We start from the raw sequence: 6,667 nt of genomic DNA, 5'->3' as shown, positions 1-6,667 counted from the left end.
CGCCCCGCCCGCCGCCACGCTGTCCCCCACCGCGTCGCCGACGGCCACCGGCGCCGACCCGGACGGCCCCGGCACGCTCCGCCAGGGCGACACCGGACCCGAGGTCACCGACCTGCAGGAACGCCTCCTGCGCATCCCCGACGTCTACCACGACGGCTCGACCAGCGGCGTCTACGACGCCACGCTCACCGCGGCCGTGGCCCGTTTCCAGCTCTGGTACGGCATCAGCGGCGACGAGACCGGGGTCTACGGCGACGACACGCGCCGCGCACTGGAGTCGCGGACCAGCCCCGACGACGGTTCGTGAGCGGCGCGCGGGGAACACCGGGGGGCACGGGAGGAGGCGGGCACACCGGCGCCCGATGTGGTGAGCTGAGGCCGGGAGCCGGATCGGGCTGGGCCGACGCCGGGACCGCGGCGGCGGTGGACGGGAGCGGAGCGGCATGGCGGTTGCTCAGGGCAGTGAGGACGCGGTCGGCACGCGGGACGCGGTCGGCGCGGAGGACGCGGACGGCTTCTTCCACCGGCTCGACCCCGACATGTGCGTGGTCACTGCGGCGGCCGGCGGCGAGCGCGCCGGCTGCCTCGTCGGCTTCGCCTGCCAGTGCTCCATCCGGCCGCCCCGGTTCGCCGTCTGGCTGTCCAAGGCGAACCGCACCTACCGCGTGGCGAGGGCCGCCCAGTGCCTGACGGTGCACCTGCTCACCCGCGAGCAGCGCGAGCTCGCGGAGCTCTTCGGCGGCCGGACGGGCGACGAGGTCGACAAGTTCGCGGGGCTGGACGTGGCCGAGGGGCACGGCGGCGCGGTCGTCCTCAAGGACGCGGCGGCCTGGTTCGTGGGCACCATCCTGCACCGCACCGACGGCGGCGACCACGTCGGCTTCGTGCTCGATCCGGTGCAGTGGGGCCAGGGACGCGAGGGGCAGCTGCTGCGCCTGTCCGACGCGGCCGGCATCGAGGCGGGCCACCCCGTGGACTGACCAGGCCCGAACGCCGGGCGGCGACCTCGGCGTTCGCCGTCCACGGACGCCGCCCGCTACCCGCCCGGCCCCTGCGCGGCCGTCGCCTCGACAGCGTTCGCCCCGTGCTCCTCGTCCCCCTCGTGCTCCTCGTCCCGCTCGTGCTCCTCGTCCCGCTCGTGCTCCTCGTCCCCCTCGTGCTCCTCGTCCCCCTCGTGCTCCTCGTCCCCCTCGTGCTCCTCGTCCCCCTCGTGCTCCTCGTCCCGCTCGTCCTCCGTGGGCAGTCCGATGTCCAGGACGCAGACGTCGTCGCGGCGTTCGTCGCCGACCATGGCGGCGAGCACGGCCTCCAGAGAGCCGGATGCGCCGAGGCCGTGCGTGCGTACGGCCTCGGCGAGGCGGGCGAAGCCCGCGTCCAGGCGCTCGCCGGGGCGCTCGACGAGACCGTCGGTGTAGAGCAGGACGCGGTCGCCCGGCTCGAGGCCGAGCACCGCCGACTCGTAGACGGGGGAAGCGCTCGCGCCGAGCAGCAGGCCGCCGGGGCGGTCGAGGAAGCGGACCTCGCCCCCGCGCACCAGCAGCGGCGGCGGGTGCCCGGCCTGCGCCCAGGTCAGCGCGTGCTGTTCGGGGTCGTAGCGGGCGAGGACCATGGTGGCGGTGGTGTGGCTGTCGGGGGAGTGCAGCAGCAGACGGTTGAGCCGCGCCAGCGCCCCGGTCAGTGAGGAACCGGTGCTGACCATGCCCTTCGCGGTGAACCGGAGCTGGGCCATCGTGGCCACCGCGTCGATGCCGTGCCCCGCCACGTCTCCGATCACGAACAGGGCGTCGGAGTCGGGCAGTTCGATCGCGCTGAACCAGTCGCCGCCGACATGGATCCCGGACTGCGCGGGCAGGTAGGCGACCTCGACGCGCAGCCCGGCCAGGCGCCGGGGCTTGTCGGGCAGCGGCAGCAGGGCGTGCTGCAGCCGGGCCGCCAGGGCCCGTTCGGCCTGCAGGATGCCGCGCTGCAGGAGCACTGCGCGCTCGCTCTGCACCAGGGCGAGTTCCGCGCTGCGCTGCGCGGTGAGGTCCTGTACAAATCCATGCACCTCGACCGGGACGCCGTCCGGCTGTGTGACGGCCTCCGCGACCATCCGCAGGTGTCGCACGCCCTCGGGCGTCCCGACGCGGAACGGTACGTCGAACGCCCGGGTCCGGCCGACGAGTTCGGTGATCGCGCGGGCCAGCGGCGCCGCGTCCTCCGGCAGTGCCAGGTCCGGCAGCCGCTCCAGCCGGAGCGGCCCCTGCTCCGTGCCCCGGCCGAGCAGGGCGTACGCCTGCGGGGACCAGGAGATCTCCTGGGTGCGCAGATTCCACGTGGCCCAGCCGAGGTTGCCGAGCCGCTGCACGTCGGAGAGCAACTGCTCCTGCCGCTCGGCGGGGTGGTGCCGCACTCAGGTCACCAGCAGGCCGTCGCCCAGCGGCGCCGCCCGCACCGAGTACGTGCCGCTCACGGCCGCGCCGTCGGACACGTCCCGGTAGGCGAACGGCTCGCCCTCGAACGGCACCCCGGTCTCCAGCGCCTCCAGACAGCCCCGCCACAGCGGTTCGCCCGCCACGCACGGGTAGCTCTCCAGAATGCGCTTGCCGACCATCTCCAGGCCGGTGCGCCCGAACACGTCGACCGCCTCGGCCGTGGCCGCGTCGATGCGGTAGTCCTCCACCTCCCCGGCGGTGGAGCGCAGCGGTGTGAGCAGGATCGCGGCACCCGGCAGCGCGTCGAACACCGCCTGCACGGCTTGGGAGATGCCGCCCTCGGCGTGGTGCTCCCGCGGCGCGTCGAAGGCCCGCAGCCGGCCCGCGCACAGCCGCGCCACGGCCCGCAGCAGCGCGCGCTCGCGCGGCTCGAACGGTCCGTCGCACCGGCGCAGCAGGCCGAGAGCGACTCGGGCGGTGTCCCCGGTCGGCACGGGCAGCCACACCCGGCTGGCCCACCGGTCGGGCGGGTTCCCGATCAGCAGGTACCGCGTGCGGTCAGTGGCCAGGTCCTCCAGCCACAGGGGCCCGCCCGTCGACAGGGCGCGGAGCGCGGCCACCCCGCTCAGCGGGGGCACGTGCCGCCACTGGGCGGCGAACGTCGCGTCGATGCCGGCGTGGCCGATCAGCCCGAGGCCGCCCTCAGCCCGCCGCTCGTAGATCAACACGGCGTCGGTGCGCACCTCGGACCCCAGGTGGTCCAGCAGGCATCCGGCCAGTTCGTGCGGTGAGCCGACCCGGACCAGGTCCCGGCCGATGCGGCCCAGCACCTGCGTCATGTCCCCGCTGCCGCCGGCCCCGCCCTCCCGGGACCCGGCGGCCGCGGGTGGTGCCGCGGGCACCGCCGGTGCCGGGGCGGGCTGTGTACGGGGCGGCACCGCGCCCAGCGTGATCCAGCACTGTTCGAGCACGGTGCGGTTGCCGGCCTTGGCGCGCTGCACCAGTTCCTCGTGCGCTGCGTCCGGTGTGCACCCGGTGATCGCCATGAGGACACCCCTGGCCCGCTCCAGCACCGCCGACGTCGCGGACAGGTCTCGGAGCCGTTCCAGCTCCGCGCGCTGACGGGCCACGACCTTGGCCAACGCCGACACCTCGGCGCCGGTGCCGGAGTCCATGGAAGACACGGACTCGCTCGTCACGCGATGAGCATCGCACATCCGGCCCCTTGGATCACTCGTCTGCCGGGTCGGATCGATCCGGGACGCACGCCTCGTTCCCGCGAACGGGGCGGATCAGGCGGAAGGGGCGAGCGCGTACCGATGCCGCGTCCGGGGCGGCCACGGCGTCCGGTCGCTCAGCGGCTGGTGCCGCGTCCGGCCAGCGCCTCCGTCACGACCCGGACACTGCGCGCGATGTGCTGCAGTTGCAGCACCTCCGCCGCGTAGAGCTTGATCGTGTGCTCGATGACCGACTCGGGCAGCCCGAGCATGGGCAGTTCGGCCCGTGCGGTCTGCAGGGCGGTCCGGGCCACCCGGATCTCCTGCTGCACCTGGATCTGGGCGTGCCGCGCGAGCAGCACGGGGTGCCGGATCAGGGCCGGATAGCTGGCGTAGCGCGCGGGGATCAGTTCCCGCAGCCACTTGGCCGCCGAGCGCTCCCAGTCGTACGAGCCCGGCGTCTTGACCTGGCAGGGCCAGTCGGGGCTGATGCGCGTGCTGGTCAGGGGCATGTTCTTCGCTTCCGGTGTGCGTCGTCGTGAGGGTGGTCCGACGGGTGTGGGGCGGCCCCGGCCTAGGGGATGACCGGGGCCGCCACGGACGCGGCGCGTGGGCGCCGCGTCACCGAACACCCGGCTCGCCGACGTGGGTAGGAAACGGCGGCTGCGGGTGTCCGTGCGGGTGCCCCGGGCGTAGGGAGCCGGCGCTGGGTGGAGCGTGCGTGCGCATGGGCGGTCCGTCGGCTTTCTCGGGGCGGCGTGCGAGCGGTGAAACCGCGGGTGCGGAAGGTGCCCGGAGTGAGCCGGGCGGGATCCGTCAGCAGAGTATTTATATATACCGACTGGTTTGCAAGACGCATGAAAACATTCATGCGCGAAATGCGGTGAATGATCCCCTGCGTCGGGTCGCGGACCGAGGAATCCTCATCGGTGGCGACCGGTGTGGAAGGGTGGGCGCCGGTACCCACCGGCGTCGAAGGACCGGTGCCGAGGACCGGTGCCGAGGGAGCGGCGTCGAAGGACCGGTGCCGAGGGACCGGCGGCTCGGTCCCTGAGGGCCCGGGCCCCCGTCCCTGAGCGGCTCAGTCCCTGAGGAAGAACTGGTGCTGCTCCGAGAGGTGCTCGTACTTCTCCAGGCGGGCCTGGGTGCGCTCCGGATCGGCGTCCGTCATGGCCTGCAGCAGCGCGGCGGCCATCACGCCGGGCGCCGCGTAGGAGTCGAAGACCAGCCGCGAGCCGGTGCCGGTGGCGAAGGTGACGTCGGCCTCGTCGGCCACCTCCCCGAGCGCCAGGTCGGTCACCAGGGCGACCTTCAGGCCGGCGCCGCGCGCCACCCGGACCGCCTGCAGCGTCTCCTGCGAGTGCCGGGGCATGGCGAACGCCAGCACCCAGCTGCCGCCGGCCTCGCGGGCCTGCAGCAGCGCGTCGTAGGCGACGCTCCCGCCCCGCGTCACCACCCGTACGTCGGGGTGGATACGGCGCGCCGCGTATCCGAAGTACTCCGCCAGCGACTCCGAGATGCGCAGGCCCAGCACGGTCAGCGGGGTGGAGCGGGACAGCTCGCGGCCGACGTGGATGACCCGGTCCGGGTCGGCGAAGTCGCGCCGCAGGTTCTCCAGGTTCTGGATCTCGGCGTCGACGGCCGCCTGGAGCTCGTTGGCGCGGTTCTCCTCGCCGGGCCCGCCCGCCAGGGTGCTCAGCGCGATCGACTGCAGCTTCTCGCGCAGCGCCGGGTAGCCGCTGAAGCCGACGGCGGAGGCGAAGCGGGTGACGGAGGGCTGGCTGACCCCGACCCGGTCCGCCAGCTCGGTGATCGACAGGAACGCGGCCTCGGTGATGTGCTCGATCAGGTACTGGGCGATGCGGCGCTGACCGGGCGACAGCCGGGGGCCGTCGAAGAGTTCTCGCAGCCGGGAGGTCGGGGCGGGCTCGGCCTCGGGTGCGGTCTTGCCCGAGGTGATCGCTGATGCCTGTGCGCGGGCCTGCTGCGGCGACGACACCGGTCCGCCTCCTTTTTCTGCCACAAGCACTCAACATAGCTCACCGGCGGCTGTGACCAGCGGGTTGAGGAGGGAGCTCACCGCCGGTAGAGCGTGATCGAGTGGCCCACCTCGTCGACCGGCCGGCTGCTGTCGATCAGCCGGGCGAGCGCGCCGCGCGCCTTCGCGGCCGCCGAGTCCGACACCACCAGCAGGCCGTGCACGCGACCGGGGGGCACGGTGCGCGGATCCCGGGCGTGGATGCCGTAGTACGACGGCACCCCGCTGCCCTTGTACACCAGCCACACCCGCTCGCCCGGATACCGCTGCCGGAGCCGGTCGGCGAGCCGGCCCAGGTCCTGTCCCCAGTCCACGTTGGAGTCGTGCAGCAGCCGGTGGGTGTTCGCCGGGCCGCCGAACGCCTCGTTGGAGTAGGGCAGGTAGTACGGGAACGTCCGCAGCGAACTCACCGCCACGAGCAGCACCAGCGCGGCCGTCGCCCCGGGCGCCCACAGCCGGCCCAGTCCCGGCACGAGGGCCGCCGCCACCGCGAGGAACATGGGCACGAACAGCGCGTAGCGGGTGCCGAAGTCCCGCGCTCCGGTCATCGCCGCGGCCAGCAGCACCACGGGCGGCAGCAGCAGATACGGCGCCGCCGGCCGCAGCCTGCGCAGCGCCACGGCCGCCACGGCACCGGCCGTGCCGAGGGCCAGCAGCCCCAGCGGCGTCTTCACCAGCAGCGCGGCCGGCAGGTAGTACCAGAGCGAGCCGGTGTACAGGTGCCCGAACAGAAAGCCCTGCCAGGGCTGGTTCTCCAGACCGAACTGCACCCGCATCCCGGCCCGGTAGGCCGGGGGCAGCGGCATCAGGTCCACCAGCCGCCCGCGCAGCCCGTGCAGGGCCGGTACGGCCTCGGCGGGGTCGAACCGCAGCCGCGGATCGACCGCCAGATAGGCCAGCCACACGACGGCGACCGCCACCACCGCCACGACCGCCGCACCGGCGAACGCCGACAGCACGGTCCGGCGCCGCCCCGCACCGGCGAGCGCGCGGACCCG

Annotated in this window: 4 protein-coding genes and 2 pseudogenes; 2 read left to right on the top strand and 4 right to left on the bottom strand. The window is 74.1% G+C overall.

What is annotated here, in order from left to right; genetic code table 11:
* Both ACLU3S_RS35070 and ACLU3S_RS35065 read left to right on the top strand, forming a co-directional pair.
* A partial coding sequence (locus ACLU3S_RS35070; RefSeq protein ID WP_413956015.1) for a peptidoglycan-binding protein occupies nt 1-307 on the top strand: 307 nt, incomplete at its 5' end.
* A 136-nt stretch (nt 308-443) separates the two neighbouring features.
* Nucleotides 444-980, top strand: coding sequence for a flavin reductase family protein (locus ACLU3S_RS35065; RefSeq protein WP_413956014.1), 537 nt, complete (start codon nt 444-446; stop codon nt 978-980).
* Nucleotides 981-1,222: 242 nt separating this feature from the next.
* Here the strand turns inward: ACLU3S_RS35065 and ACLU3S_RS35060 are convergent.
* The 4 genes and pseudogenes from ACLU3S_RS35060 to ACLU3S_RS35045 form a co-directional block, all read right to left on the bottom strand.
* Nucleotides 1,223-3,589, bottom strand: a pseudogene (locus tag ACLU3S_RS35060) (SpoIIE family protein phosphatase); the annotation flags it as partial.
* 179 nt (nt 3,590-3,768) lie between these two features.
* A complete protein-coding gene (locus ACLU3S_RS35055; RefSeq protein WP_413956013.1) occupies nt 3,769-4,143 on the bottom strand; it encodes a hypothetical protein in 375 nt (124 codons plus the stop codon).
* Nucleotides 4,144-4,712: 569 nt separating this feature from the next.
* Nucleotides 4,713-5,630, bottom strand: coding sequence for a MurR/RpiR family transcriptional regulator (locus ACLU3S_RS35050; protein WP_413956012.1), 918 nt, complete (start codon nt 5,628-5,630; stop codon nt 4,713-4,715).
* Between the two features lie 77 nt (nt 5,631-5,707).
* Nucleotides 5,708-6,667 (bottom strand): annotated as a pseudogene (locus tag ACLU3S_RS35045) (phospholipid carrier-dependent glycosyltransferase); the annotation flags it as partial.

Origin of the sequence: Streptomyces sp. AF1A (genome assembly GCF_047340315.1) — a bacterium.
Lineage (GTDB): Bacteria > Actinomycetota > Actinomycetes > Streptomycetales > Streptomycetaceae > Streptomyces.
The sequence above is the reverse complement of the archived record's forward strand: the minus strand, read 5'-3'. Positions and strand labels throughout refer to the sequence as shown.